General features: G+C 73.8%; 23 protein-coding genes. 15 read left to right on the forward strand and 8 right to left on the reverse strand.

All coding sequences use genetic code 11. The features are described 5' to 3' along the window. Window positions 1–32: 32 nt before the first annotated feature. The 3 genes from ACZ6Z8_RS29415 (at window position 33) to ACZ6Z8_RS29425 (ending at window position 2877) form a co-directional block, all read left to right on the forward strand. A complete protein-coding gene (locus tag ACZ6Z8_RS29415; RefSeq protein WP_465613051.1) occupies window positions 33–1070 on the forward strand; it encodes an Lrp/AsnC family transcriptional regulator in 1038 nt (345 codons plus the stop codon). 188 nt (window positions 1071–1258) lie between these two features. Continuing rightward, window positions 1259–1903, forward strand: a complete 645-nt coding sequence (locus ACZ6Z8_RS29420; RefSeq protein WP_465613052.1) for a DUF4360 domain-containing protein — start codon at window positions 1259–1261, stop codon at window positions 1901–1903. Window positions 1904–2025: 122 nt separating this feature from the next. Next, on the forward strand, window positions 2026–2877 hold the full coding sequence (locus ACZ6Z8_RS29425) for a class I SAM-dependent methyltransferase (RefSeq protein ID WP_465613053.1): 852 nt from the start codon (window positions 2026–2028) through the stop codon (window positions 2875–2877). A gap of 117 nt (window positions 2878–2994) precedes the next feature. Here the strand turns inward: ACZ6Z8_RS29425 and ACZ6Z8_RS29430 are convergent, their stop codons facing one another. The 4 genes from ACZ6Z8_RS29430 to ACZ6Z8_RS29445 form a co-directional block, all read right to left on the reverse strand. Continuing rightward, window positions 2995–3606, reverse strand: coding sequence for a class I SAM-dependent methyltransferase (locus tag ACZ6Z8_RS29430; RefSeq protein WP_465613054.1), 612 nt, complete (start codon window positions 3604–3606; stop codon window positions 2995–2997). A gap of 215 nt (window positions 3607–3821) precedes the next feature. Beyond that, window positions 3822–4619, reverse strand: coding sequence for an ATP-binding cassette domain-containing protein (locus tag ACZ6Z8_RS29435; RefSeq protein WP_465613055.1), 798 nt, complete (start codon window positions 4617–4619; stop codon window positions 3822–3824). Window positions 4620–5093: 474 nt separating this feature from the next. Next, window positions 5094–5540, reverse strand: coding sequence for an ATP-binding protein (locus tag ACZ6Z8_RS29440; protein WP_465613056.1), 447 nt, complete (start codon window positions 5538–5540; stop codon window positions 5094–5096). A gap of 64 nt (window positions 5541–5604) precedes the next feature. Then, window positions 5605–6000, reverse strand: coding sequence for an STAS domain-containing protein (locus ACZ6Z8_RS29445; protein ID WP_465613057.1), 396 nt, complete (start codon window positions 5998–6000; stop codon window positions 5605–5607). A 332-nt stretch (window positions 6001–6332) separates the two neighbouring features. Between ACZ6Z8_RS29445 and ACZ6Z8_RS29450 the strand changes: the two genes are divergently transcribed. Then, a complete protein-coding gene (locus ACZ6Z8_RS29450; RefSeq protein WP_465613058.1) occupies window positions 6333–6752 on the forward strand; it encodes a hypothetical protein in 420 nt (139 codons plus the stop codon). Window positions 6753–6835: 83 nt separating this feature from the next. On the opposite strand, the gene ACZ6Z8_RS29455 is transcribed toward ACZ6Z8_RS29450, so the two are convergent. After that, window positions 6836–8083, reverse strand: a complete 1248-nt coding sequence (locus tag ACZ6Z8_RS29455) for a helix-turn-helix domain-containing protein (protein ID WP_465613059.1) — start codon at window positions 8081–8083, stop codon at window positions 6836–6838. A 235-nt stretch (window positions 8084–8318) separates the two neighbouring features. Between ACZ6Z8_RS29455 and ACZ6Z8_RS29460 the strand changes: the two genes are divergently transcribed. Then, complete coding sequence (locus tag ACZ6Z8_RS29460) at window positions 8319–9587, forward strand: L,D-transpeptidase (RefSeq protein ID WP_465613060.1); 1269 nt, start codon at window positions 8319–8321, stop codon at window positions 9585–9587. A 97-nt stretch (window positions 9588–9684) separates the two neighbouring features. Here the strand turns inward: ACZ6Z8_RS29460 and ACZ6Z8_RS29465 are convergent, their stop codons facing one another. Next, window positions 9685–10299: a hypothetical protein gene (locus ACZ6Z8_RS29465; RefSeq protein WP_465613061.1), complete on the reverse strand. Its 615-nt coding sequence runs from the start codon at window positions 10297–10299 to the stop codon at window positions 9685–9687. Between the two features lie 230 nt (window positions 10300–10529). Further along, window positions 10530–11642, reverse strand: a complete 1113-nt coding sequence (locus tag ACZ6Z8_RS29470; RefSeq protein ID WP_465613062.1) for an FAD-dependent oxidoreductase — start codon at window positions 11640–11642, stop codon at window positions 10530–10532. A 192-nt stretch (window positions 11643–11834) separates the two neighbouring features. On the opposite strand from ACZ6Z8_RS29470, the gene ACZ6Z8_RS29475 reads away from it, so the two are divergent. The 4 genes from ACZ6Z8_RS29475 to ACZ6Z8_RS29490 all read left to right on the forward strand — a co-directional run bounded on the left by ACZ6Z8_RS29475 (window position 11835) and on the right by ACZ6Z8_RS29490 (window position 14646). Next, window positions 11835–12788 (forward strand): GlxA family transcriptional regulator, encoded by a 954-nt coding sequence (locus ACZ6Z8_RS29475; RefSeq protein ID WP_465613063.1) that lies wholly within the window; start codon window positions 11835–11837, stop codon window positions 12786–12788. 190 nt (window positions 12789–12978) lie between these two features. Next, complete coding sequence (locus ACZ6Z8_RS29480) at window positions 12979–13659, forward strand: DJ-1/PfpI family protein (protein WP_465613064.1); 681 nt, start codon at window positions 12979–12981, stop codon at window positions 13657–13659. 46 nt (window positions 13660–13705) lie between these two features. Further along, window positions 13706–14032, forward strand: a complete 327-nt coding sequence (locus ACZ6Z8_RS29485) for a hypothetical protein (protein WP_465613065.1) — start codon at window positions 13706–13708, stop codon at window positions 14030–14032. Next, window positions 14029–14646 carry a DUF3159 domain-containing protein gene (locus tag ACZ6Z8_RS29490; protein WP_465613066.1) on the forward strand — a complete coding sequence of 206 codons (618 nt, stop codon included), beginning with the start codon at window positions 14029–14031 and terminating at the stop codon, window positions 14644–14646. Before ACZ6Z8_RS29485 ends, ACZ6Z8_RS29490 begins: the two co-directional genes overlap by 4 nt. Window positions 14647–14738: 92 nt before the next feature. Here the strand turns inward: ACZ6Z8_RS29490 and ACZ6Z8_RS29495 are convergent, their stop codons facing one another. Beyond that, the gene (locus ACZ6Z8_RS29495) at window positions 14739–15494 is read right to left on the reverse strand and encodes a hypothetical protein (protein WP_465613067.1); all 756 of its coding nucleotides are present in this window, start codon (window positions 15492–15494) and stop codon (window positions 14739–14741) included. A gap of 722 nt (window positions 15495–16216) precedes the next feature. On the opposite strand from ACZ6Z8_RS29495, the gene ACZ6Z8_RS29500 reads away from it, so the two are divergent. The 6 genes from ACZ6Z8_RS29500 to ACZ6Z8_RS29525 all read left to right on the forward strand — a co-directional run bounded on the left by ACZ6Z8_RS29500 (window position 16217) and on the right by ACZ6Z8_RS29525 (window position 24114). Then, the gene (locus ACZ6Z8_RS29500) at window positions 16217–17500 is read left to right on the forward strand and encodes an MFS transporter (RefSeq protein ID WP_465613112.1); all 1284 of its coding nucleotides are present in this window, start codon (window positions 16217–16219) and stop codon (window positions 17498–17500) included. 91 nt (window positions 17501–17591) lie between these two features. After that, a complete protein-coding gene (locus tag ACZ6Z8_RS29505) occupies window positions 17592–19394 on the forward strand; it encodes a non-ribosomal peptide synthetase (RefSeq protein ID WP_465613068.1) in 1803 nt (600 codons plus the stop codon). Beyond that, window positions 19387–20148, forward strand: coding sequence for a hypothetical protein (locus tag ACZ6Z8_RS29510; RefSeq protein ID WP_465613069.1), 762 nt, complete (start codon window positions 19387–19389; stop codon window positions 20146–20148). Before ACZ6Z8_RS29505 ends, ACZ6Z8_RS29510 begins: the two co-directional genes overlap by 8 nt. Beyond that, window positions 20145–22034 carry a non-ribosomal peptide synthetase gene (locus ACZ6Z8_RS29515; protein WP_465613070.1) on the forward strand — a complete coding sequence of 630 codons (1890 nt, stop codon included), beginning with the start codon at window positions 20145–20147 and terminating at the stop codon, window positions 22032–22034. The genes ACZ6Z8_RS29510 and ACZ6Z8_RS29515 overlap by 4 nt, the downstream gene beginning before the upstream one ends. Beyond that, window positions 22031–23323: a cytochrome P450 gene (locus ACZ6Z8_RS29520; protein WP_465613071.1), complete on the forward strand. Its 1293-nt coding sequence runs from the start codon at window positions 22031–22033 to the stop codon at window positions 23321–23323. Before ACZ6Z8_RS29515 ends, ACZ6Z8_RS29520 begins: the two co-directional genes overlap by 4 nt. Beyond that, window positions 23320–24114: a thioesterase II family protein gene (locus tag ACZ6Z8_RS29525; RefSeq protein WP_465613072.1), complete on the forward strand. Its 795-nt coding sequence runs from the start codon at window positions 23320–23322 to the stop codon at window positions 24112–24114. The genes ACZ6Z8_RS29520 and ACZ6Z8_RS29525 overlap by 4 nt, the downstream gene beginning before the upstream one ends. Window positions 24115–24125 lie beyond the last annotated feature (11 nt).

Below are 24125 nucleotides of genomic sequence, written 5' to 3' on the forward strand. Positions count from 1 at the left end.
TTTGTAGGATTGCCGCCATGGTGAGGGCCCCGATGGCGGAATCCGCTGCGCTGCACCCCGACGATGTGCGAATCATCCGGGCCCTGCAGATCGCCCCGCGGGCCTCGTTCGCCGCGATCGCCTCCGCCCTCGGCCTGACCGAGGGCGCCGTCAACCGCCGGTACCGCCGACTGCGCGCCGACGGAGTCATCCGCGTCGCCGGCGTGGTCAACCCGGGCGCCCTGGGGCAGAGCAGGTGGCTGGTGCGACTGCGCTGCCGCCCCGGCAGCGGTTCGGCGATCGCCGACGCGCTCGCCGAACGCGACGACGTCAACTGGGTGGCCCTGAGCGCGGCGGGCTGCGAGATCATCTGCGCCACGCAGTCCCGGACGCGGGAGCAGCGCGAGGACCTCCTGGGACAGCGGCTGCCCCGGACGGCCGCGGTGATCGACATCAACGCCTTCGCGATGCTCCGTCAGTTCCTCGGTGGCCGCGGCCACTACTGGTCCGCCCTGCAGGGCACCCTGACCCCCGAGGAGGAAGCGGCGCTGGGCAGCGACGGGCCCCCGTTCAGCGAGTCCCCGGTCGTCGCCCGCGAACCGCTGCGCCTCACCGCCGAGGACGAGAAGCTGCTCGACGCGCTCGCCGCGGACGGCCGCGCCGGTCTCGTCGACCTCGCCACCGCCGCCGGCCTCACCCCCGGGCGCGTCTCCCGACGCCTCGACACCCTCATCCGGCACCGCGCCGTGCACATCGACGTCGAGATCGCCGCGGCGGCCCTGGGCTACCACGCCCGCGCGAACCTGTGGCTGCGCGTGCACCCGTCGGCGGTGAAGAGCGCGGGCCGCGCGCTCGCGCGGGAACCCGAGATCGCCTTCGCCGCGGCCATCTCCGGGCCCTGGAACCTCCACGCCGTCGCCCACTGCCGGGACCTCGACGAACTGTTCGAGTTCACCTCGGAGCGCATCGGCTCCCTCGCCGGACTGCAGAGCATGGAGGTCTCACCCGTGCTGCGGCACGTCAAGCAGGCCGGCACCCGGCTCTACGGCGACCGCCTGGTCGAGCCGCCCGGCGCCCGCGCCCGGCGATGAGGGCCATGCCCCGCCGAGTTGGGCGGGTGGACGGGAACTCCACTCCCGACGGGCCGTTCGAGCGACTGTGCCGTCACGTTCTGTGCTCCGACGGCCCGGCGTGTGGTGCGATGCCCAGGTGAAATCCGGGGCCCGGGCGCGCACAGCGAACGCCTGGCCCGGATCCGTGGACGATGGAAGGGAAGCCCATGCTGCTCCGCGTGCTGGCCGCGACGAGTGTCGCCACGTCACTGTTCGGCTCACCGGCCTTCGCCGAAAGCCTGCCGCTGCCGCCGCCCCCGCCGCAGGACCGGATCGTCATCGACAGCGTGACGGCCAACGGCACCGGCTGCCCGGCCGGGACGTCGGCCGTGGCCGTCTCCCCCGACGGCACCGCCTTCACCGTCACCTACAGCAACTACCTCGCCCAGATCGGGCCCGGGACGTCCCCGACCGACGCACGGAAGGACTGTCGGCTCAGCCTGCGCGTGCACGCTCCCGGCGGCTACACCTACGCGGTCGTGTCCGCCGGCTACAGCGGCTTCGCGTCGCTCGCGCCGGGCGCGTCCGCGACCCAGCGGGCCGGTTACCGCTTCCAGGGCGACCCCCGCACCACCACCTCGAACCACCACTTCAAGGGCCCGTTCAACAACAACTGGCGGACGACCGACACCGTGCCCGTCGCCGCCCTGGTCTTCGCCCCCTGCGGGGAGGAGCGCAGCCTCGACATCACCACCGAACTGCAGGTCGACCAGGGCACGTCGAGCCCGAGCGCCACCAGCTTCATGGAGATGGACTCGACGGACGGCAGGATCACCACCGTGTACCGCCTGGCCCTTCAGCGGTGCCAGTGACCCGCTGCCGCTGCCGCTGCCGGGCGGCTTAGGCGCCGCGGCCTCGCCTGAGGACCGTGCCGAGGGCCGCGCACGCACCTCCCCTCATCGGGCCCTTACAGCCGGTCGCCTAGGCTGACGCGGTGACTGATGAGCAGGAGCGGGTGCAGCCGTCGGGTGTGTGGGCCACGGCGGTGGGAGTGGCCAGGGTGCGGGCGCTGGAGACCGAGCGCGAGAACGCGCTGTTCCACGACCCACTGGCACGGGCCTTCGCCGCCGCCGGCGGTCTGTGGCCCTCCTCGCCGCAGCTGCCCGACGACGAGGCCGCGCGCCGCCGGCGGCTGGCCGTGTCGTTCTCCATCGTCATCAGGACGAAGTTCCTCGACGACCTGCTGCAGCAGGCCTGCGCGGCCGGGGTCCGGCAGGTCGTGCTGCTCGGCGCCGGCATGGACAGCCGGGCCTTCCGGATGGACTGGCCCGAGGGCACCCGGGTGTTCGAGGTCGACACCGCCGCGCCACTGGACTTCAAGGCCTCGGTGCTGCGCCAGGAACGGGCCGTCGCACGCTGCGAGCGGATCACCGTCCCGGTCGACCTGCGCGAGGACTGGCCGGCCGCGCTGGCCGCCGCCGGGCACGACCCGTCGGTGCCGACCGCGTGGATCGCCGAAGGACTGCTGATCTACCTGCCCGAGGACGCGGTGGAACTGCTGCTCGCCCGGATCGGCGCGCAGTCGGCGCCGGGCAGCCGGATGGGGCTGACGCTGGGCTCGCGCGGTGTCATCGAGCGGTTCGCCACGGACGCCGCACCGGGCTCGGCGGCCTCCCTGTGGGTCTCGGAGATGCCCGACGACCCGGTCCACTGGCTGGCCGGCCACGGCTGGGACGCCAGCTCCCACACCATCCGCGAACGCGCCGCCGCCTACGGCCGCCCCGTCACCACCCCGCCCCAACGCGAGGAAGGGCCCGGCGGCCTGATCTCCGCGCTCCGCCGGTAGCGCGCCCCGCCCCCGGATCCTGGACGATCTCGGTGTGAGCCGCTGCGGCTACGGCTACGGCTACGGCTACGGTCGTTCGGTCTACGGTTCGGCCGGGCGGGAACCGCCCGAGCGGTGTCAGGCGTCGATCGGACGCAGCACGGCGTAGTACGCGAACGGCGGACCGTACAGCCGGGCAACCCGCAGCCCGGCTCCCTCCGCCAGGCTGATCAGCGAGGACGGCCGGATCTGATGCCGGTCGAAGAACTCGCCGACCACCAGCCGCCCGAACGGCTTCAGCACCCGGCGCAGCTCGGCCAGCGTACGCGCCGGATCCGGGATCTCGCCCAGCGCCGTCACCAGGTAAGCCGCATCGAACGAGCCATCCGCAAAAGGAAGTTCATGTGCGTCGGTGCAGCTCGGCACGATGTTGTCGACGCCCTGTTCCTTGGCCCGGCGGCCCACGTGGTCGAGCATCTCCTGCTGGATGTCCACGATGTCCAGCCGGCCGTCCGGGCCCAGCTGCGGTGCGACGTGCAGCGACTGCAGGCCGGTTCCGGGGCCGATCTCCAGGATCCTCTCGCCCTCCCGGGCTTGCAGCACATGGTCCAGGCGCTTCAGAGTCAGGAACGGCAGCGGCAGGTCGAGCAGCCAGCGCTGAGAGTACGGGTACGGCGCGGAGTCGGTGAACCACCAGGTGGCGACGGCGGCGGCAGCGCCCGCGCCGATCAATGCCCGCGAATTCCTCATAGTTCCTCCCGGAACATCCCATGTGGCCATCGAAGTGTCACTGATGGTCCATCAGTTGTGTTGGTGTGCAATCTGCTTGCGCCGGCGCGCCGACTTCGTCGGCAGTCGACCCGAGCGGGCCGAACGAACTGCCCGTGGACCGCCGTTGCAGCAGGCCGGGGACTTCCCGAAACGGACCGGATCGCAAGCGCCGATCACGTCACGAGCTCTTCCGCTCAGCGGCCCGGCCGAGGGAAGGTCCTGGTCGCGAGAACCCCGCAGGCCACCGCCAGCGGCAACTCGGCGAAGACCGCCATCAGCACCGCCAGCTTGAAGTCCGAACCCGGGGCAGCCGTCATGGTGTCGAGCCACGCGTCGACCAGCAGCACGGCCGAGGTCGCGGCGGAGGTCAGGCAGGCCCGGCCGTCGCCGCGCCTGAGGAGCAGTCCGGTGGAGAGCAGGCCGAGCGCCTCAAAGCTGTCCAGACCCGTCCACGTCCAGGCCCAGTGCGAGGCCTGAGCGGTGGCCGACAGCCCGGTGTGCAGGAAGACCAGCCAGGGAATCATCGCCAGCCCGAGCACGGTGAGGACCGTGGCCGCCCGGCGAAGCAGCAGCGGGAACGTCGAAGCGGCCGCGGCCTTCGCGCCGGTGGGCTCGTCGGCCGGCAGCAACGCCGGCTTGTTCATCAGGGCCCTGGCCACCGCCGCCCGCTGCCGCTGTCCACCGGACAGCCGCTGCGGATGGGCCTTGACATGGCGCCCGATGCCCAGCGAGCCGAGCAGCTCGACGGGCCGGCGCTTCGCCTCGCCGATCCCAGCCGGTGCCGGAATCATGACGTTGTCCGACACGGTCAGATCGTCGAGCAGGTCGAAGAACTGGAAGAACCCGGCGATCCGGTTCAGCAGCGCGGACTTCCCACTGCCGGAATGGCCGAGGGTCGCCACACGATCACCGGACGCCACGGACAAGGTCACCCCGGCCGGCGCGGGCGGCCCGTCATCGTATGTCTTCGTCGCCTCGCGGACGTCGATCATCGGCGCATTCATCATGGCCACGAATCTAGGAACGGACCATGACCCGTCGCGTCGGCCGGCGGGAGTCACCTCTGCCCCCAGGCCGTTGGCCCCGGGGTGTACCCCGCGTACATCGCCGGGGCGACGCGCGGAGCCGACGCCACTGAATCGGCGGCGGCCGGCAGGAGCGGCTAGGCGCGGCGACGGCGAGGACGCATGTCGTGCTCGGCGGGTGGCCGACAGGTCGCGCGCGGTCGTGTTCTCAGTCGGAGCCGAGGCGTTCAGGGGGACCAGCCGGTTGTGCGCGGAACGGCCGCACCCGTGGTCGTGGTCGCGGGAGCAGCGACTGAAGCGACCGAAGGTCCGGGTATGCCCGAGGAGGTGGCCGCCGGGGCCCACCCCCACGCCTACCGCGGCACGGGCACCGGCACCTGCCAGCTGATCATGACCGTCCACCTGCCCCCGGGCCCCGCGTAGCGACCCGACGGTGGCCGCTCACGCCCGGGGCGGCTGGTGGTTGTCGGCCGGGGGAAGTCTGAGCTCGGCCCAGACGGTCTTGCCCGCTCCGGCGGGGGAGGTGCCCCAGGCGGTGGCGAGCCGGTCGATGATGCGCAGGCCGCGGCCGTGGGGTTGATCCGCCGGGCGTGAAGCCGCGATCCGGGGTGGGGCGGACAGGGCGTCGGTGACGGCGATCCGCAGGGTCCGGCGGTCGGGGTCGAGCCGTACGTCCAGGGCGAGGGGGCCGCCGGCGTGGTGGGCGGCGTTGGAGAGCAGTTCGGCCGTCACCAGCAGCGCGTCGTCGACGGCCCTGCTGTCGGCATCGGTCCGCCAGAGCGCCATCGTCGTCCGGATGAACGCGAGGCCGCGGCGCGCGCACCGTGCGCTGCCCGTCGGGAAGTCCAGCCGGTCGCGGAAGGCCGGGGCGGCCAGTGGTGTGGGCATGAGAACGTCCGTACAGGAATCCGGGTCGGGGTCCGACCCAGACGTGTGCCCGGCCGGAGGCGACTTACACCGTGGGTGACGGTCTCCGGTGGCGCACCGCCCGTTCCAGGGACGGGTAGACGGGGAGGACGAGATCGGTCCCGGTGATCCGCAGAAGGCGCCGCGCCGTCGGGCCGGGTGCCGCCAGAACCAGAGACACCCTTCTGGTGTTCGCCCGGCGGCGGGCGGTGAGCAGGGCGTTCAGACCGCTGAGGGTGAGCAGGGTGACGGCGGACATCTCCACGGCGAGCAGGTTCGGCGCCTGGTCGAGCGCCCGGGCCAGGGCGTCGCGGACCAGCTCCTCGTTGTCCATGTGCAGGTCACCGGCCAGCGAGCACACCACGGCGTTGCCCACGCGACTGGTCTCGATCCTCAGGTCCGGCTCCGCATGCACGTCTGCGCGGTAGTGGTACGTGGTCACGGCACTGCTCCAAGCCAAGCCCACCGAAGGCTCCACCGTCAGAGGTGGGCCGGGGCATCGAACCCGCGCGGACGGGCGGGGGACAGTGCGGCGACAGCCGACGGGCATCCGGTCCGCCGCGGTGGCGGAACCCGGTACGCCCCGCTCCTACCCCCCGCGCTCGCCCCTACACGGATCCGGCCGAGGCGGGCCGGAAGGGGGGCAGCGATGATCCCGGACCCGGACGGTGTGGGCCGTCCGCGGTGGCGCGTAGGGGACAGCGACGGTCCCGCCCCCGACCGCCCCGCCTGCCGGGCGCCGCCTTCGGACCGTGCCCGGATAGGCTCACCGTCATGGGCATGTTCGAAGCGGTCGCTCAGGTCGTTCACGAGGCGGAACTCCAGCTCGGCGACGGGGTGTGGGAGCTCCGCCCCGCCGACTCGGACCTGGTCCGGCAGACCGCCGCGGCCCTGGCGGACGCCGTCGGCCCCGCCGGGGCACACGAGGCGCTGCCGAGGATCGAGCGGCTCGCCGCGCTGCGCGAGGCCCTCGCGGCCGTCGCCGTGACCGTCGCCCGTACCCACGGCCCCCTCGCCTGGTTCCTCGCCGACGCCAGCAGCCACCTCGCACCGGTTCTCCACTGGCGCGCCCTGGACGCTCCCGACGACCGCACCTTCGGGGCCGTTCTGCCCGCCGGTGACGAACTCGCCGACGCCGAAGCCGCGATCCGGCACCTCGCCGCCATGCTCACCCGCACCGGCCACAGCGCCTGACCGTTCTCGCTACGGGCTCCGGACCGTTCGTTCGTCCGGCTGACGGGCGAGCCCGCGTCGTTGACGTCGGCGAGGTCGTCCCGTCACTTCTGGAAGGGGCTCGGCTCCCAGGCCTTCCCGCCGACCGGATAGCTGAACAGCGGCCGGCCCTTGACCGCGCTGATGCGGAACGGCACGCCGTCACGGACGCCGATCGGCAGGGTGCCCGTCCGGTTGCCGCTGGACCACTCCAGCTCCAGGTACCAGCTGACGTCGTGGGAGGTGGTCACGGCGGTGACCTCGATGACCTCCGGATCCCGCTCGCTCACCTTGACCGGCAGGCCGGTGCTGCCGTCGGTCACGACCGGCCGGGGGCGGGCCGAGTCCAGGTCGAGGTCGAACGAGTGGAGGTCGACTCCGCCGCCGCAGCCCTCGCCCATGGAGTAGGCGTTCCAGGCCAGCGGGGCCGCGATCCGGGCGATGCGGACGTTGAGCGCGGTCAGCACGACGGTCTCGCTGCCGGTGCCCTGGACGGTGAGCTCGATCGACTGGTAGTGGCCGACGACCGCGCCGGTCTCGGCCGCCCAGCCGGGGACGTCCGCCACCGCGGGCGGGCGGGGGACTTCCGACGGCGGGCGGTCGACCACGTACTGGTCGCACTCGGCGTCCCGGCCGTCCGGGCGGACCGTGACGGTGATCGGGGCGCTCGCACCCCGGTCCACGGCGCCGGTCGGTCCGGCGCCCGCCGCCGGGGCCGGGGCGGACGCGGGGTCGCCACCGGCGTGGGGCTTGAGCCCGGTGGCGACGGCCCCGAGGGTGGCGAGCACCGCGGCGGCCGTCACGCCGGCGAGTACGCCCCGGCGTACGCCCCGCCAGGACGGCACGGCGGGGGCGCTCGCGGGGGCGCTCGCGGGGGCGGCCGCCCCGTCCTCCTCCACGACGATTCCCGCGACCGGCTCCGGGTCCGGTTCCGGTTCCGGCTCCGGGTCCGGTTCGGGAACCGGGCCCGGAGCCGGAACCGGTGCCGCTTCCGCTTCCGATGCCGGCGGGGCCTTCGGCGCGGGCGCGGGTGCGGACGTCTGCCGGTTCCCCCGCGTCGTGTGGGCGGCGATCCACAGCCGGTAGAGCTCGGCGCGCTCCTCCGGTGTCGCCCGGCACAACCGCGCGAGGCGCTCCAGCGGATCGAATTCCACCGGCATCACGTCGCCGGTGCAGTAGCGGTGCAACGCCGACGTGCTCACGTGCAGCCGCTTCGCCAGCGCGCCGTAACTGAGACCCGAACGGCTCTTCAGTTCCTGGAGCAGCCGTCCGATCTCCTGCGCCTCCCCCAACTCCCCGGTCCCCTCTGACACTGATCCTCCACCCGCTCGCGAACCGCGCACGCCGCAGACCGCCCCGCGCTTCCCCCGAGGTCGCCGGCAGCACCGGCCGCGCCGTCCCGAGCCCCTGACGGCGCGTCCCAGGAAGGTTACGTCTTCCCAGCTCAAACAGGGTAGAGGCGTCCCCGCGTCCCAGATCGCCGGTCCACCGTTGCGGCTGGGACGAACCGGCGCACAAGCTGACGCCGAACACCTGAAGGGAACAACTGTGAGCACTGTTCGGGCGGCCCGGGCCGCGATACGCGCCAACGACCGATTCCACCGCGGTGCGGTGGCACTGGCGGTGGGCGGGGTCCTGCTGATGTCCGCGGCCTGCGGCGACGGCGACGGCAAGGACAAGGGCGCCGGCGCCGCCGGCCCCGCCACCTCCGCCGCCTCCGCCACGTCCGGCGCCCCCGGCGGGACGGCGGCCACGGCCGCGCCGAGGACGTCGGCCGCCGTGCTGGACGTGGAGCCGAAGGACGGGGCCCGGGGAGTCGCACCGACCGCGCTCCAGGTGTCGGTGTCCCACGGCAAGCTCACCGCCGTCGACGTGACCGACAAGGACGGCAAGCCCGTCCAGGGCTCGATCACGGCGGACGGCACCGGCTGGAAGCCCGCCGCCGCGCTCGCCCCCGGCGCGGCGTACACGGTGAACGCCCAGGCGAAGGACCCCGAGGGCCTGGTCGCCGCGGCCACCAGCGCCTTCACCACCGCTTCGCCCGGCAAGAAGGTGTCCACGAACGACAACATCGCCGACGGCCAGACCTACGGCGTGGGCATGATCGTCAAGGTGGACTTCAGCAGCGGGATCGTGAACAAGGACGCCGTCGCCAAGGCCATCACCTTCGAGACGGACAACGGGACGGAGGTGAAGGGCCACTGGTTCGGCGACGACAGGCTCGACTTCCGCCCGGCGGACTACTGGAAGCCGAACACCAAGGTCACCATCCACTACCGGCTGAAGAACGTCGAGGTCGCCCCCGGTGTGTGGGGCGACATCGACAAGGACGAACCGTTCACCATCGGCCGGTCCCAGGTCTCCACCGCGGACGCCGCCACGCACCGGATGACGATCGTGCGGGACGGCAAGTCCACCACCGTGCCCGCCACCCTCGGCGACGACAAGCACCCCTCCTGGGGCGGGACCATGGTCATCATGTCCAAGGAGAAGGTGACCCACATGAACTCCCAGACCGTCGGCCTGGGCGACGAGTACGACATCCCCGCCGCCCCGCACGCGATGCGGCTGACGAGGAGCGGCACCTACCTCCACGGGAACTACTGGTACAAGGGCGACCCGTTCGGCAAGGCCAACACGAGCCACGGCTGCGTCTCGCTCAAGGACGTGGAGGGTGGCAGCGACACGTCCCCCGCGGGGTCCTTCTTCAACAGCTCGCTGATCGGCGACGTCGTCACGGTCGTGAACACCAAGGAGAAGACCGTCGCTCCCGACAACGGCCTCGGCGGCTGGAACCTCCCCTGGCCCGGCTGGTAACCCCCGTTCGCGGAGCAGCCGTCCACAGCGGGGCGGGAGGGTGGGCGCCCCGGCCGCAGCCGGGGCGCCCACCCGTTCCACGGGGTTCCGCGCGGACTCAGCCGACCAGGAGGAACTTGGTGGTCGGCACGCCTTGGACGGAGGCGCAGTCCAGGTTCGAGGTGGTGGCGCTGTAGGTCCAGCCGCGGGGGACGTCGCACGCCCACATGCCGTTGACCGGCGTGCGGAGGTGGAAGGTGGTGGAGGGTACGCCGCTTCCGTACGACAGGCTGCAGGAGGTGCTGCGGCCGACGAAGTCGTAGGTGAAGGCGGGCGTGCCCACACAGGCGGTCAGGCCGTCGTACGGGGTGCGCAGGTGGTAGGCGTTGGAGATCACGCCGGACTGCTGGCTGCACGCGTAGCCCCAGGAGATGGAGTCGTAGACGAAGGCCGGCGTGCTGGTGCACGCGGTCAGCCCGTCGACGGGCGTGCGCAGGTGGAACTGCGGCGAGTTCCACGAGCCGCCGCCGCTGCAGCTGCGGTTCATGGACACCTGGTCGTAGACGTAGCCGGCCGGGACGTCACAGGCCCAGACGCCGTCCAGACCGGTGATGGTGGCCGTGGCGGCGGAGGCCGGCGTGGTGGCGGCCGCGCCCGGGAGCAGCAGCGCCAGCGCGGCGAGGGCCGCGAGCAGGGCGGACCTGACGGAACGTGCGGTTCGTGCGACGGACATGGTTCCCCTTCGGTGGAGGAGCGGCCGGTGGATGCACGGTGCTGACGGCGGTGGCCGCGGGTGAGCGTTCACCGCCGTCGAAGGTTCTAGCACGCACGGTGCGCCGTCAGCCCTCCGCTCCGTCCCGGATCGATCATCCCGCCGACCGCCGTCTGGACACCCGTGCGCGGTTCCGCCGGTTCACCTCGGCCGATCGTCGTCCGGTGGCATGGCCGTGTACCGCCGACCGATCAGGCAGCCCCCGGCGCGAGGATGTCCTCCAGTGCCTCGGCGCAGTCCTGGGCGGCCTGGGCCGAGCGGGGAAGCATGGTGCTCTCGTAGGCCCGGACCGCGTCCTCGACACTCGTCCCGGCGAGGAGGGCGTGGGCCAGGTCGCTGCCGTCCAGCATCGCGAGGTTCGCGCCGAGGCCCACGGGCGGCATCAGGTGCGCGGCGTCGCCCAGCAGGGTGATGCCGGGCACCTGCTCCCAGGTGTGCGGGACGGGCAGGACGAACACGGGCCGGGCGATGAATCCGCCCTCGCTGTGGCGTACGAAGTCGAGCAGGCTCCCGGCCCAGCCGTCGAGCAGGTCCACCAGGTACGCGCGTACGGCTTCGACGTCGTCGAGCGACACACCCGCCGCCACCTGCCAGTCCTGCGGGGCGCGGAAGGCGATGTAGACGCGGACGTGGCCTTCGCCGTTGCGCTGGGCCAGCAGGGCCCGGCCGCCGGCGGTCGCCAGCATGGTGCCGTCGCCGACCAGCGCGGCCAGCTCCGGGTGGCGGGTGTCGCAGTCGGCGAAGCCGGTCTCGATGAAGGTGACGCCGCTGTAGGCGGGCGTGGCCCCGGACACCGACGGGCGGACGCGTGACCAGGCACCGTCGGCGCCGATCACCAGGTCGGCCTCCTCCGTGCTCCCGTCCTCGAACCGCAGTCGCCAGGTGCCGTCCCCGAGCGGGCTGACGGCGGTCACGGCGCGGCCCCAGCGGACGGTGCCCTCCGGGAGGGAGTCCAGGAGGAGGGAGCGCAGTCGGCCCCGGTCGATCTCGGGGCTGTCGTCGTCGTGGCGGGGCGGTCCCGGGACGGGGAGGACAGCGGCGGTGGCGGGGTCGAGGATGCGCCACTCCTGGCTTTCCGGGCGGGCCAGAGCACGGAACCCGTCGAGCAGACCCGCCGCTCGCAGGGCCGCCTGCCCGGTGGCGGAATGGATGTCGAGGCTACCGCCCTGGGGGCGGGCGTCGGGGGAGTCCTCGCGTTCGAAGACGGTGACCGACCGGCCGTGACGGTGCAGCACGCGGGCACAGGTGAGGCCCCCGAGGCCGGCGCCGACGACGGCGACGCGGGCGTTGGTGGTGGAGCGCATGGGACTGTCTCTCAGAAGTCGGGGAAATGCCGGGAGTTCCGGCGCTCCGCCACGAAAACATGGACCGCTCGCGCAGATCCAATGATTATCCGGTTCCCCTCGGCCCTGATCCGGCCGATCCTTTGACCACGCCGTCGCGCACCGCAGAACAAGGGGAACCGTCGTGGCCCCGTCCGTAGTTGAGGAGTCGTCGTGCACACCGTCGCGGTCCTGGCACTCGACCAGGTCATCCCGTTCGACCTCGCCACGCCCCTGGAGGTGTTCACCCGGGCCCGGCTGCCGGACGGCCGCCACCCCTACCGGGTCCGCGTGTGCGGACCCGGGGCGCAGATCCCGGCCGCGGGATTCGTGATCACCGCCCCCTGGGGTCTGGAGGGGCTGGCCGACGCCGACACCGTGATCGTTCCCGGCCGTGCCCAGGACGCGCCCGCGCCGGACGGGGAGGTGCTGGAGGCGCTGCGCGCAGCGGCGGCCCGGGGCACCAGGATCGCCTCGATCTGCGCCGGCGCCTTCGACCTCGCCCTGACCGGACTGCTCGACGGACTGACGGCGACCACCCACTGGGTCGCCGCCGCCGAACTGGCCCGGCGCTTCCCTGCCGTCGAGGTGCGCCCCGACGTCCTCTACGTCGACAACGGGCAACTGCTCACCTCCGCAGGCGCCTCGGCAGGTCTCGACCTGTGCCTGCACATGGTCCGCCGCGACTTCGGCTCCGCGGTGGCCGCCGATGCGGCCCGGCTGGCCGTCGCCCCACTGGAACGCGAAGGGGGCCAGGCACAGTTCATCGTCCATCCCCAGCCGCCGGTCCCGCGCGGCTCCACGCTCGAACCGGTGCTCGCCTGGCTGGAGGACCACCTCGACGAGGAGCTGACGCTCGACCTCATGGCCCGGCGCAGCGGCATGAGCGGGCGCACCTTCAGCCGGAGGTTCCGGGAACAGACCGGCACCACGCCGCTGCAGTGGCTGCTGCGGGCGCGGATCCGGCGGGCGCAGTTCCTGCTGGAGAACACCGACCACACCGTCGAGCGGATAGCGGGCCAGGCCGGGTTCGGTTCCCCGACCGCCTTCCGCGAGCGCTTCAAGCGGGTTGCCGGGACCACTCCCCACAGCTACCGCGCCGCCTTCCGCAGCCGCGAGCGCGGCTGACGGGCACGCGGCCGCCGCACCGACGCGGTGCCCGGGCGCGGTCGGGGAGCAGCTCCGGGCGGCGGCGCGCGCCCCTGGCGAGATCCCGTCGGAATGTGTCACTCGGGCCCCTCTGCGCCGTGTTCACCCGCTCCTAGCATCGAGGCGAAGCCGGTGACCACCGGCTTCCCGCCCGATGAAAGGCGCTCAGGTGCACGTCCAGATCGTGCTGTTCGACGGATTCGACCCGCTCGACGCCATCGCACCGTTCGAAGTCCTCCACGCCGGCGCAACCGCCTCCGGGGGCGCGGTCGGCGTGGAGCTGGTCAGCGCGGAGGGCCCGCGGGAGGTGGTCAGCGGAACCGGCGGCCTGTCGCTGCGCACCACGGGCCTCCTCGACCCGTGTCGTCCCGGTGTCGTCCTCGTGCCCGGCGCTTCCGGGCGCCTCGGCGATCCCGACGACGGCGCGGACCCCGATGACGACGCGCAGCGGCAGGACACCGTTGTGGCCCGGCTGGCACGTACGCTGGACACCGAACTGCCGGCGCTGCTCAAGGCCGCCATGGAGGACGCGCGGGTCACCGTGGCGACGGTCTGCGGCGGCGCGCTCGTCCTGGCCATGGCCGGCCTGCTCCAGGACCGCCACGCGACCACCCACCACCTGGGCCTGGACCTCCTCGACGCGACCGGTGTCCACGCCGTGCGCGCCCGCGTGGTCGACGACGGCGACCTGGTCACGGCCGCCGGGGTCACCTCCGGACTCGACCTCGGCCTGTACCTGCTGGAACGCGAGGTGGGCCCGCGGATCGCCCACGCCGTCGAGGAGTTGTTCGCCCACGAGCGGCGCGGCACCACCTGGCGCCCCGGCGGTCCCGCGCCCGCCGTCCTCTGAACGCTCCGCAGCTGTGCGCACCCGACCAGTGAGAAAGGGGCATTCCATGTCCACCCGAGTCCAGGGCGTTTGGGAGCTGACCATCGCCACGCCCATCGGGCGCGTCCGACCCGTCGTCGAACTTCGCTCGCACGAGGGGGAGTTGGTCGGCACCGCCCGAGGTGGGGGCGAGGTCCTGCCGCTCCGGGACATCGTCCTCGACGGTGACCGGCTGACCTGGAAGCAGTCCGTCACCCGGCCCGTTCGTCTCGACCTGACCTTCAGCGTCACCGTCGACGGTGACACGCTCACCGGGACCTCCAGGGCAGGTCGCCTGCCGTCCTCGAAAGTCACCGGCCGACGCCGCCGCGACGACGAAGCCGGGCCGGCGTGACGACCCCACCGCGTGCCAGGACGGCGGCCACGGCCGCGGCGGTGGCGGGAAGCCCCACCCTGGTGTTCCTGGCCGCGAACGGGACCGGCGGCCCGCGCGCCGCTTCCGTCGCCGCGGCGGTGACCGCCGTCGTGCTCCTCGGGTGGCGGCTGCGGGCCCGGCAGTACGTGCCGCACGCGGTCCTCGGCGCCCTGCTGGCCACGGCGTGCGCCGGCGTGGCCCTCTGGACGGGTCAGGCACGGGGGTTCTTCCTGCTCCCGATGGCCGTCCCGGCCGCGGCGACGGCGGCCTGCCTGCTGTCCCTCGCGGCCGACCGCCCCCTGGCCGGCCTGGTCGCGAACAGGGTGGTGGGCGGCCCGCCCGGATGGCGCTCCCACCGCGTACTGCACCGCTTCTACGCGGTGTCGACCGTGGTGATCGCGCTGGTGAGCTCCGCGAGCCTGGCCGGGCAGGTGGCGCTGTACCGCTGGAGCGATGTCGCCTGGCTGGGGCTCCTGCATGTCCTCATGGGACCGCTGTGGGCCGGCGTCACGGCGCTGTCCCTCCTGCTGGCCCGCAGGGCGGTCACCCGTGAGCGGGACACCGCCGGCGCCGAGGGCCGTACTCGCTCCTGACGGACCGGCGCTTGCGGGCCGGCGACGGGCGGCAGGCGGGCCGGGCGGCGGTCAGGAGCGCGGGTCGGGATGGTCAGGCTGCGGGTCGGGGGTCAGCGCGGACGGTACATCCGGTAGCGGGCGTACAGCACGACGCAGGTGATAACGCCGATCAGGCACACGGGCAGGCCCAGCCCGACTGCGATGGTCATGCCCTCACTGACGTTCTGTGCGTCCTCGTCGGCGTGGCCCACGAAGTAGGCGACCAGTGCGACGCCCACCGCCAGGAACACCGCCGCCCCGGCGAGGAACCAGCCGCCCGCCCGTTCCTGCCACTCGTCCCCCTGCAGCCGGCGCGCGCCGGGACAGTGCTCCACCACCGCGCGGCCCAGGCCGGAGGCCCCCGCGGCGTGCCCGTCGATGTGCAGGCGGGTGCCGTCGTCGAGGGCGAGGCGGCAGCGGTAGTCGTTTCCCAGCCGGCGGGCGAGGCCGTGGATCCTCGGGCTGCCGGGCATCGTGATCGACACCACCCGGCTCCACTCCCAGCCCGTCGCGCCCCGGCGTGAGCCGTGGACGAGGCCGTGCTCGCGGACCTCGAAGTACTCGTCCGACCCGCCCCGCACCGCGCGCCACGCCTGCGTCACGGCGACGTACAGCGCGCCCAGGGACAGGCCGATCACCACGCCGATCGCCCGTCCGCCGCCCGGGCGGCCGTCGTCCGCGCTGAGCAGGGCCCACAGCCCGAGCCAGCCGGTGGGCACGGCCACGACCAGTGCCCACCCGGTGTTCTGCCAGCGCGCCCCGGTGTCCACCCGGTGCCTGCTGAGCCTCGCACCGAACCGCTCCGTCATCTCCGCCTCGCCGCTCATCCGCACAGTGAAGCACCACCACCACGTCCGCTCAAGAGCTGCCACCCACCGTCCGACGGCCGCGCCGGCCGTTAACGCCGCTGTCCGCCGGGGAAGTTGGGACCCCGGGGCGGGCCGCTGCTTGACGTGCACGCGGAGGGAGAGCCGTACGGCCCCGGGAGCACGGTCCTGTGCACCGCCCCGACGCGGAGTCGTGCCCGGGTTGCGGATCCGTCCTGCGCGCGGACGGATTGACGGCTCGTCGGACGGTCCTCCGGGTAGGGCGCCGAGTCCCGGGCACCCGCTCTCGGCGGCCGCGCCGGCGGCCCCGGCTGCCGACGAGGGGCGCGATCCGGACACTCTCGCCTCGCCGCCCCGGGGCCTCGTCGGTGCCGATGCGCCCGCCCGGCCCCTTCCGTCCCATGGATCGCACCGGCCCGATGGTTCCCGGCCAGCTCAGAACGGCCCCGGGGACGGCGGGCCGGCCGGCGGAAAACGGAATGGCGGGAACCGCCGTGGCCGAAAGAAGGCGGGACCTTCCCCCTGATTCCAAGGAAGATGCGAAGAACAGCCCATTCCGACTCTGCCCGCCGCGCTGATCATGATTGACTTCGGTTGCCGGCGGTGCCTAAGCTCACGATGTTCCGGAAGTTGCTTGTCCGTCGCGCGAAGGGGGATTTCGTGTCAGCGCGTGCAGCTGCGCCGGAGAATTCATTTCCCGTGGTGGCCGGGACCGGTCGGTGATGAGATCACGGGAGCGTTTCGCGGTTTTCCGTGAACGTGATTTCTCGGTCTTCTTCGTCGGTCACGTCACGTCCAACCTCGGCACGTCCATGGCGTCCGTCGCGCTCTCCTTCGCAGTTCTGCACAACGGTGGGTCCCCCACCGACCTGAGCCTCGTGCTCGCCGCCCGCATCGTTCCGATGGTGCTGTTCCTGCTGGGTGGCGGCGTCCTCGGTGACCGGCTGCCGCGGCGGCTGGTGATGCTGACCGCCGACGCCGTCCGCGCCCTCAGCCAGGGCACGCTGGCGGTGCTGTTCCTGGCCGGCCCGGTGCCGCTGTGGACGGTGCTCGCCCTCGCCGCCTGCGGCGGGCTGGGCGAGGCCCTGTTCCGGCCCTCGTTCGACGGTCTGGTCCCGCAGATCGCCTCGAAGGACCGGCTGCCCGAGGCCAACGCGCTGCTGGGGATGGCCCAGTCCGCGGCGGCGGTGGGCGGGCCGGCCGTCGCGGGCGTGATGGTCGCGGTCACCTCGGCGGCCGCCGTGCTGCTGGTGGACGCCCTCAGCTACCTGGTCAGCATCGGCGCCCTGCTCCTGCTGCGGATCGGCGACCGGGCGCCGGGCCTCGGCGGACGTTCCCTGCCGGCCGAACTGCGGGCCGGCTGGCGGACCTTCTCGGCCCACACCTGGCTGTGGACCGTCACGCTCCAGTTCACCCTGTTCAACCTGATCGTGTGGGCGCCCTACCTGGTGCTCGGCCCCGTCTCGGCTGACCGCAGCTACGGCGGGCCCGAGGCCTGGGGCCTGATCGTCGGCACGTTCGGCGGGGGCTCCCTGCTCGGCGGCCTGGTGCTGCTCGGCCGGCGGCCGTCCCGTCCGCTGGTGGTGACCACCCTGGTCACCTTCCTGTGGGCGGCGCCGTCGGCGGCCCTGGCGGTCCGGGCGCCGCTGTGGGCGGTGTGCGCCGCGGCCCTCGCCGCCGGTGTGTCGAGCGCGGTGTTCAACAGCCTCTGGATGACGACGATCCAGCAGCACGTCCCGGCGGACAGCCTGTCCAGGGTGATGTCGTACGTGACCCTCGGTGCCTATTCGATCGGACCGGTCGGGCTCGCCCTCGCCGGTCCGCTGGCCGAGGCGACCAGCATCGGTCTGGTGCTGGCCGTCGGTGTCGGCTGGCAGATCGCCGCCAATTTCCTCGTCCTGATGTCCCCGGCCGTGCGGAACCTGCGTGCGCCGAATTCCGGCCCCACCGAGAGCACTGCGACAGATCCGGCGCATTCCGCCGGATCCACCGCGTCGGCAACCTGACACATTCCTTCTCCTCCTTTCCGCCGCACCTTCCCGAAACGGGGGTCATGGTGATTTCACGGAGTTCTCGTCGTCCTGCGCAGGCAACAGCGTGAGACCTGACACGACGGTGTGGGACCTGATGGCCGGGGCGAATGCGGACCGGCCCGACGAGGTGGCCCTGACCGACGGGATCCGTCGGTTCACCCGCGCGGAGGTGGCCACTGCGGCCGCCCGCTTCGCGCGGGCGCTGCACGCCGCGGGCGTGCGGCCGGGGGACACCGTGGCGCTGTGCTCCACCCGGTCGGTGGAGCAGGTGCTGGCCCTGGTCGGCATCCTCGGCGCGGGGGCCGCCGTGGCGCCCTTCGACGTGCGCCAGGCCGCCGCGGCCGTCCGCGAGAACGTGGCGCGGCTGGCGCCCGCCGCCGTCCTCGCCGACACCGCGGGAGCCGAGCTCGTCCCCGGCGCGCTGCGTCTGGACGACCTGCTGTCGGCGGACGGGGTGCCGTCCGGTCCGCCACCGCCACCGCCGCCCGGTCCGGGGCCGGCGGACCTCGCCTACGTGCTCCACACCTCCGGCTCCTCGGGGCGGCCGAAGCCGGTCCAAGTGCCGCACAGCGCTTTGCAGAATCGTTTCCTCTGGGCACAGAGCTGCTATCCCATCGGCCCCGGCGACACCGTGGCCCACTGGGGGTCGCTCGTCTTCGACTGCTCGTTCTGGCTCCTGCTCGCGCCCCTCTGCTTCGGCGCCACCCTGTACGTCGCCCCCGACGGCACCGAAGCCGAACCCCGTGAACTGGCGGCCCGGTTCGACCGTCACCGGGTCACCGTGATGCACTCCGTCCCCTCCCTGCTGCGGGAGTTCACCGCCGAGGGCGGCGGCCCCGCCCTGGCGGCACTGCGCTACCTGCTGATCGGGGGCGAGCGGCTGCCCGGGGACCTGGTCCGCCACGTCCTGGACCTGACGGGCGCGCGGATCTTCAACCAGTACGGTCCCACCGAGACCTGCATCGACGTCCTCACCCACGAGATCGGCCCCGGGGACGAGACACTGGACGCCGTCCCCATCGGCCGCCCCATCGACGGCGTGCACGCCGTGATCGCCGACGACGCCGGAGCGCCCGTCCCGCCCGGCACCCCGGGCGAACTGCTGATCGGCGGCACCAGTGTCGGCTGGGGGTACGCGGGGGCCGCCGCCGCGACCGCCACCCGGTTCGTCCCCGACCCGCACGGCGCCCCCGGCGGCAGGCTCTACCGGACCGGCGACCTGGTGCGCCGACGGCCGGACGGGGTGTTCGAATTCCTCGGACGGGTCGACCAGCAGGTGAAGATCCGCGGCGTCCGGGTGGAACCCTCCGACGTCGAACACGCCCTGCTGCTGCACCCCGACGTCGACCAGGCCGCCGTGGTCGCCGTCCAGGACCGGCCGCACGGCGGCGTGCGGCTCGTGGCCCACCTGGTGACCGGCGACCGGTCGCCCGACGACGCCGCGCTGCGCCGCTTCCTCGCCGACCGCCTGGTCTCCGCCGCCCTCCCCGACGGCTACCGGCGCCACCCGGCCCTGCCCCGGCTGACCAGCGGCAAGATCGACCGCCTGGAACTGGCCCGGCGGTCCGCCCGGGACGGCGCCACCGCCCCCGGCGGACCGCCGCACCGGGCCCCGCACACCGAGACCGAACGGGCCGTCGCCCTGATCTGGCAGGACCTGCTCCGGGTCGAACGCGTCGGGCGCGACTCCGACTTCCTGTCACTCGGCGGGCAGTCCCTGCTCGCCATGAGACTCATCGCCCGCGTCCGGGCCGGGTTCCGGGTCCGGCTGCCGACCCGGACGATCTTCGACGCGCCGACCCTGGCGGGCTTCGCCGCCGCCGTGGACGCGGCCGTCGCCGAGCGGGAGGGGTCCGGCGTTGGCTGAGCGACGGACCCTGCGGATACCGCCCCGGTACAACGGGCCGGCGGCCAGCGGGCACGGCGGGTACGTCTGCGGCCGCTTCGCCGCACTCGCGGCCGCCCACCAGGGCGCCGTCGCCACCGTCACCCTCGCCGCACCCGTCCCGCTGGACGAGCCGCTCACCTTCGTCCCCGGACCCCGGCGTTCGACGGTGACCCACGGCACCCGGCTGCTGGCCACCGTGGCACCCGGCAGCACCCCCGCCGATCCGCCACCCGCCGTGGACCCGGCCGCCGCCCGCGCCGCCGCCGACCGCTTCCCGGGAGGTACCGGCCACCCGTTCCCCACCTGCTTCGCCTGCGGGGACCGCCGACCCGCCCGGGACGGTCTGGGACTGGCCCCCGGACCGGTGGAGGGACGGCCCGGCACCGTGGCCAGCCCCTGGCGACCGGCCGCCGAGGACGCGGTCGACGGCGCCCCGGTCCCCGCCGAACTCCTGTGGAGCGCACTCGACTGCCCCGGCGGCTGGACCGACGACCCGGTCGCCCGGCCCCGGCTGCTCACCCGGATGACCGCCGTCGTCCTGCGCGCGCCGCGCACCGGCGAACCGTGCGTCGTGGTCGCCCGCCGCGGCACCGTCGGCGGCCGGCTGCTCCGCGTCGACAGCGCCCTCTACGACACCTCGGCGCGACTCCTCGCCAGCGCGACCGCCACCTGGACCGCGCTCACCCACCCCGGCACCCCCGTCTCCGACCCACGAGGAAGGGACAGCGCATGAACCGGCACCAGGCCTCCACGACCCGTGGCGACCACCCGGCCACCGTGCACGCCCGCTTCACGGCCCAGGCCCGCGCGACCCCCCGGGCACCGGCGCTCAGCTGCGCCGGCACCGTCCTGACGTACGCCCGGCTGGACGCCGCGGCCGACGCGCTCGCCGCCCGGCTCCGCGACCTCGGCGCCGGGCCGGGCCGGCCGGTGGCCGTCCGGCTGGAACGCTCGACGGCGCTGGTCGTCGCCCTGCTCGCGGTGCTGAAGACCGGCGGCTTCCACGTGGCACTGGACCCGGGCGAACCCGCCGCCCGGGCGGCCGCGCTGCTGCGGGACTGCGGCGCCGCGCTGCTGGTCACCCGGCCCGAGGCACCCGCCGAACTCCTCGCCGAGGTCAAGCCGGTGTACGTCGACACCCTCGACGTTCCCGGTGCCCCCGATACTCCCGACACCGTCGACACCGTCGACACCGTCGACACCGTCGACACCGACGACGCCTCCGACGCCCCCGACCCGCTCGGCACCGCCCCCGCGTCGCCGCCGCCCCCACCGGGCGACGGCCGGGACCCGGCCTACCTCGCCTACACCTCGGGCAGCACCGGCGAGCCCAAGGGCGTGCTGGTGCCGCACGCCGCGGTGCTGCGCCTGGTGCGGGACAGCGACGTGCTGCCGGTCGGCCCCGGGGACGTCGTGCTGCACCTGGCACCCGCCGCCTTCGACGCCTCGACGCTGGAACTGTGGGCGCCCCTGCTCAACGGCGCGCGGCTGGCGGTCTTCCCGGACGGGGAGGTGACCCCGGAACGGCTCGCCGAGGTGGTCGAGGCGGAGGGGGTCACCGCCATGTGGCTGACCGCCGGCCTGTTCCACCTCGTCGCGCAGCGGCCCGACCCCCGGCTGGCGTCGGTCCGCAGGCTGCTCGCGGGCGGCGACGTCCTCTCCGCCCGGCACCTGGACGCGATGCTCGCGGCCTTCCCCGGGATGACGCTGGTGAACGGGTACGGCCCGACCGAGAACACCACCTTCACCTGCTGCCACGCCGTGACCGGACCGGTCTCTCCCGGCCCCGTCCCGATCGGTCGCCCGGTCCCCGGGACCGAGGTGCACCTGCTCGACGAGCGGCTGCGACCGGTGCCCGACGGCACCGTGGGGGAGCTGTACGCGGGCGGCACCCGTGTCGCCCACGGCTACCTCGGCCGGCCGGCCGCCACGGCCGAGCGGTTCGTCCCCGACCCCTTCTCGCCCGCCCCGGGCGCCCGCCTGTACCGCACCGGCGACCTGGCCCTGCGGCGCCCGGACGGGCTCCTGGAGTTCCACGGACGCGTGGACGACCAGGTCAAGATCCGCGGATTCCGGGTGGAGCCCGGCGAGGTGGAGGCGGCGCTGCGCGCACTGCCCGGCGTCGGGGACGCCGCGGTCGTCGCCCGGACCCGTCCGACCGGGGAGCGCGCCCTGGTCGCCCATCTGACGGCGGACCAGCCGCTCTACCTGCCGGGCCTGCGCAGGGAGCTCGCCGAACGGCTGCCCGCCCACCTGGTGCCCGGTGCCCTCGTCCAGCTGGACGAGCTGCCGCTCGGCCCGTCCGGCAAGGTCGACCGGCGTGCCCTCGCCGCGCGCGAGGAGCGCTCCAGACCCGCGGTCGACGCGCCGCTGCGGCTGCCCGGCAGCGAACTGGAGCAGTGGCTGGCCCAGCTGTGGGGCGACCTGCTGGAGATCGACACCGTCGGGGTGGACGACGACTTCTTCGACCTGGGAGGGCACTCCCTGGTCGCCGCCGCGATCACCGAGGAGATCGGCCGGGTCCACCGCGTGTTCGTCACCGCACGGTCCTTCTACGAGAACCCCACCGTCGCCGAACTCGCCGAAGTGATAGAGGAGTTGGGACAGATGACGTCATGAGGACCGGCCGCCCCGCGGACCCCGCGGACATCGCGCTGGACACCGTCGACCTCGCCGATCCCGAGCTGTACGCCTCGGGGGACCCGCACACCGTCTGGCACGCCATGCGCGAGCGGGCCCCCGTCCACCGGCAGACCCTGCCCGACGGCCGCTCCTTCTGGTCCGTGACCACCTACCGCGACGTCAACGACGTGCTGCGCGACCACACCCGCTACACCTCGGAGCGCGGCACGCTGCTCTCCGTCCTCGGCTCCGCCGACCCGGCCGGCGGCCTGATGATGGCCGCCAGCGACCCGCCCGCGCACACCGCGCTGCGCGAACCGCTGAGCAAGGCGATGTCGGCCCGCGCCCTCGCACACTGGCGGCCGCGCATCCGCGACCTGGTGCTCCGGCTGCTCGCGCCGCTCGCCGACGGCCCGCTGGACCTGGCCGAGGCCGCGGCGTCCTTCCCCATGGCGTTCACCGGAGCGCTGATGGGACTGCCCGAGGCGGACTGGGCCCGGCTCGCCCGGCTGACCACGATGGCGGTCGCCCCCCAGGACCCGGCGTTCCAGGAGGGCGGGGGACACACCACCCTGCTCTCCGCCCACCACGAGCTGTTCCGGTACTTCGCGCAGCGGGTGCGCGAGGTCTCCGCCGACCCCGGCGACGACCTCACCGGCTTCCTGGTCCGGATGACGGCGAACGGCCGCCCGCTGCGCCAGGACGAGCTGGTCTACAACTGCTACAGCCTGCTGCTGGGAGCGAACGTCACCACCCCGCACGCCCTCGCGGGAACCGTACTGGCCCTGATGGAGAACCCCGACCAGTACCGCCGGCTGCTGGCCGAACCGGAGCTGGTGCCCAGCGCGGTCGAGGAGGGCCTGCGCTGGTCCTCACCCGCCAACCACTTCCTGCGGCACACCGTCCGGGACACCGAGCAGCACGGCGTGCGGATCCCGCGCGGCGACGCCGTCGTCGCCTGGCTGGGCTCGGCGAACCGGGACGCCTCGGTCTTCCCCGACCCGTACCGCTTCGCCGTCGACCGCACCCCCAACCGGCACGTCGCCTTCGGCTTCGGCCCGCACTACTGCGTCGGCGCGCCCCTGGCCCGGATCGCCCTCGGCATCATGCTGGAGGAGATCGTCCGGCACGTGGCCGAGTTCCGGCCCGCCGGTCCCGTCCGCCACCTCGGGTCCAACTTCGTCGCGGGGATCAGCTCCCTGCCCGTGACCGCCGTCCTGCGCGACGGCATGCGCGACTCCCTGGCCGCCCACGGACCGCTGCCCCGACCGGAGGTGCTCGCATGACCCCGCAGGAAGCGGACCCGACCCCGCGCCGGGTGCCGGGCAAGAAGAGATGGCTGCTGCGCACCCCGGACGCGGACGCCCCGGCCCGGCTGTTCTGCTTCCCGTACTCCGGGGTCGGCGCGTCGATGTACAGCAGGTGGCCCGCCCGGACGGGGCCGGCCGAGGTGTGCCGGATCCAGCTGCCGGGCCGCGAGAACCGGGTGCGCGAGGCGAACTTCGCCACCTACGAGGAACTCGCCGACGAACTCGCCCCGGCCCTGCTCCCCCACCTCGACCGGCCGTTCGGCTTCTTCGGCCACTGCGGGGGCGCGCTCGCGGCCTTCGCGACCGCCCACCGGCTGGCCCGACTCGGCCTCCCCGTCCCCGACGTGCTCTTCGTCTCCTCCCAGGTGGCACCGCACGAGGGCCCGTACGGCCGCTACCTCACGATGGACGAGCCGCAGCTGAGGACCGAACTGGAGCGCCTCACCCGGATCATGGGCTCGGAGCCGGTACCGGACCTGATCGAGCTGGGGCTGCGCGTGATGACGGCGGACCTCGCGGCCAACCGCGCCTACCGGACCGCGGGACCGGTCGTCCTGCCCACCCGGATCCGGCTGCTCGGCTGGAGCGACGACCAGGAGGTCGCACCCGGGCTGATGACCGGCTGGGCGGCCTGCTGCCCGCCGGGGCAGTGCGAGCGCACGGTCCTGCCGGGCGACCACCACGCGTTCCTGCGCGCCCCCGGCCCCCTGGTCGACGAACTCGCCGACGGCATGGCCGGCGCGGTCGCCGCGGCCGCGTCCCGCTGACCACCGAGAGG

It is taken from the genome of Kitasatospora sp. NPDC101108 (assembly GCF_055584725.1).

Coding starts and splice junctions, on each gene's coding strand:
- ACZ6Z8_RS29520 (WP_465613071.1), top strand. CDS start 22,031: ATGAGGACCGGCCGCCCCGCGGACCCCGCGGACATCGCGCTGGACACC.
- ACZ6Z8_RS29500 (WP_465613112.1), top strand. CDS start 16,217: ATGAGATCACGGGAGCGTTTCGCGGTTTTCCGTGAACGTGATTTCTCG.
- ACZ6Z8_RS29415 (WP_465613051.1), top strand. CDS start 33: ATGGCGGAATCCGCTGCGCTGCACCCCGACGATGTGCGAATCATCCGG.
- ACZ6Z8_RS29420 (WP_465613052.1), top strand. CDS start 1,259: ATGCTGCTCCGCGTGCTGGCCGCGACGAGTGTCGCCACGTCACTGTTC.
- ACZ6Z8_RS29465 (WP_465613061.1), bottom strand. CDS start 10,299: ATGTCCGTCGCACGAACCGCACGTTCCGTCAGGTCCGCCCTGCTCGCG.
- ACZ6Z8_RS29525 (WP_465613072.1), top strand. CDS start 23,320: ATGACCCCGCAGGAAGCGGACCCGACCCCGCGCCGGGTGCCGGGCAAG.
- ACZ6Z8_RS29435 (WP_465613055.1), bottom strand. CDS start 4,619: ATGATCGACGTCCGCGAGGCGACGAAGACATACGATGACGGGCCGCCC.
- ACZ6Z8_RS29430 (WP_465613054.1), bottom strand. CDS start 3,606: ATGAGGAATTCGCGGGCATTGATCGGCGCGGGCGCTGCCGCCGCCGTC.
- ACZ6Z8_RS29485 (WP_465613065.1), top strand. CDS start 13,706: ATGTCCACCCGAGTCCAGGGCGTTTGGGAGCTGACCATCGCCACGCCC.
- ACZ6Z8_RS29450 (WP_465613058.1), top strand. CDS start 6,333: ATGGGCATGTTCGAAGCGGTCGCTCAGGTCGTTCACGAGGCGGAACTC.
- ACZ6Z8_RS29495 (WP_465613067.1), bottom strand. CDS start 15,494: ATGAGCGGCGAGGCGGAGATGACGGAGCGGTTCGGTGCGAGGCTCAGC.
- ACZ6Z8_RS29515 (WP_465613070.1), top strand. CDS start 20,145: ATGAACCGGCACCAGGCCTCCACGACCCGTGGCGACCACCCGGCCACC.
- ACZ6Z8_RS29440 (WP_465613056.1), bottom strand. CDS start 5,540: ATGCCCACACCACTGGCCGCCCCGGCCTTCCGCGACCGGCTGGACTTC.
- ACZ6Z8_RS29470 (WP_465613062.1), bottom strand. CDS start 11,642: ATGCGCTCCACCACCAACGCCCGCGTCGCCGTCGTCGGCGCCGGCCTC.